The following is a 1,938-nucleotide window of genomic DNA, read 5'->3' on the forward strand; positions in this document are numbered from 1 at the left end:
CATCGAATTGCTCAAGATTTAACTTAAAAGCCCAGTCCATCGGACGTTGAGCTTTTAATTGCGTACATATCAAGACAAGTAACGAGATAAAGAGAATTCTTCTCATAAGTGCAACTATCTAGATCCACATATAAGTCCCACAGACTGAATTTGGCCTGATCCAATTTGAGTGGTTCGCCCGGAAGAAGGATCGTAAATTTCGTATGATCCGTCAGAATTTTGACTCCTGATTGTAACGGCATGCGTGATGCCGCCCATATAAATATTAGCAATCACTGTCGCACTATCATACCCATGTAATGCATTGTAGATCTCCAGAGAGCTCGGCGTTGGATCGTAGTCGAAATTTTGAGACAGGTAACCTTGAGCACTGGTGCTGCTAATTCCTATCGTGTTGCCCGAGGAGTCATACTGCCAACCACCACTATAATTACTATAGTAATAGCTGGATGAGTTTGATCCACCATACTGGCTACTTAAGTACCCCATCAAGTTAAAAACACAGTCGTAACCCCCACTAATTAGTCTCATGGCATCATTGTCGATGGTTTCGAATTCTGTTTTGAGTTCCTGAAAGTTGAGCTTTAATTTTTTCATGATTTTATGCAATTTAGAATAGGTTACCTTCAAAACATTGGATTGTCAATATGAATTGTTGAGGGTTAGAGCTAATGAGTACCTGGAACATTTCAAAGAAAGGTCTATCTCAACCTAAACATTCCCCTGGTCTTAGCAATCGTTTCTCGTACTTTTTCCTCTTTGCCCTCTTCATAGAAATAATGTATAAAGCAATCCATTCGGTCCTCTTTATGTAAGAACACGACCTTACTTTTATAGAACTTGTCTTTGTAGGCCATCTTACATTCCCTGTCATATTCTCCGGCAACATCGACGTTAAAAGTTTTTTTAGCGTAAGCCTTAGGGTAGTATTTAATCCGGTTTGCTGTATCAGCCTCCAACTGTAGATAAATGGTTCTAATGTAGTTCTCATTTGGTGGAGTGACATACTTAAGATTGAAAAGCCGCCTCGTTCGCTCCATTTGCTCCGCTGTTCTTGGAGTTACTGGAATCATTAGAAATCGGATAGCTATGTCTCCTTCAGTATTAATTAAGCTATATTGAAAAAGTTCCAAGCGATCACTGAGGCAGTATGAACTGGTCATGGAATCCAGGTGAAGAAACCCTTTTGGCTCAGAATACTTAACATTATAATCCTTAAGGTCTATTTTAAAAGCCCAGTCCATAGGACGTTGAGCTTTTAATTGTGTACATGTCAAGACAAATAAACAGGTAAAGAGGATTCTTTTCATATCGGGCAGCTACTTAGATCCACAAACAAGTCCCCAAGACTGGATTTGACCTGCTCCGATTGTTGAAGTTTGGCCAGAGGATGGATCGTAGATTTCATAAGATCCGTTACTACGTTGATTTCTGATTTCAACGGCGTGCGTGATGCCGCCCATATAAATATTAGCTATTACGGTTGCACTATCGTAGCCATGTAATGCATTATATACCTCTAGAGAACTCGGCGTTGGATCGTAGTCGAAATTTTGAGACAGGTAACCTTGAGCACTGGTGCTGCTAATTCCTATCGTGTTGCCCGAGGAGTCATACTGCCAACCACCACTATAATTACTATAGTAATAGCTTGATGAGTTTGATCCGCCATACTGGCTACTTAAGTACCCCATCAAGTTAAAAACACAATCGTAACCACCACTGATTAATTTCATGGCATCATTGTCAATGGTTTCGAATTCAGTTTTGAGTTCTTCAAAGTTTAGCTTTAATTTTTTCATAATTTCATACAATTTAGAATAGGTAACCTTTAAAACATTGAATTGTCAATATGAATCGTTGAAGGGTTAGAGCTAATGAGTACCTGGAACATTTCAAAGAAAGCTCTATCTCAACCTAAACATTCCCCTGGTCTTC

The 1,938-nt window shown here is 39.4% G+C and carries 3 protein-coding genes; all 3 read right to left on the bottom strand.

The window, feature by feature from the left end; all coding sequences use genetic code 11:
* Positions 1 to 114: 114 nt before the first annotated feature.
* The 3 genes from B0I27_RS17310 to B0I27_RS17320 all read right to left on the bottom strand — a co-directional run bounded on the left by B0I27_RS17310 (position 115) and on the right by B0I27_RS17320 (position 1,802).
* Positions 115 to 597: a hypothetical protein gene (locus B0I27_RS17310; RefSeq protein WP_106295706.1), complete on the bottom strand. Its 483-nt coding sequence runs from the start codon at positions 595 to 597 to the stop codon at positions 115 to 117.
* Positions 598 to 701: 104 nt separating this feature from the next.
* The gene (locus B0I27_RS17315; protein WP_146133159.1) at positions 702 to 1,073 is read right to left on the bottom strand and encodes a hypothetical protein; all 372 of its coding nucleotides are present in this window, start codon (positions 1,071 to 1,073) and stop codon (positions 702 to 704) included.
* A gap of 246 nt (positions 1,074 to 1,319) precedes the next feature.
* Complete coding sequence (locus B0I27_RS17320; RefSeq protein WP_106295710.1) at positions 1,320 to 1,802, bottom strand: hypothetical protein; 483 nt, start codon at positions 1,800 to 1,802, stop codon at positions 1,320 to 1,322.
* Between the last annotated feature and the right edge of the window lie 136 nt (positions 1,803 to 1,938).

This window comes from Arcticibacter pallidicorallinus (assembly GCF_003002875.1).
In the GTDB taxonomy this organism is placed as follows: domain Bacteria; phylum Bacteroidota; class Bacteroidia; order Sphingobacteriales; family Sphingobacteriaceae; genus Arcticibacter; species Arcticibacter pallidicorallinus.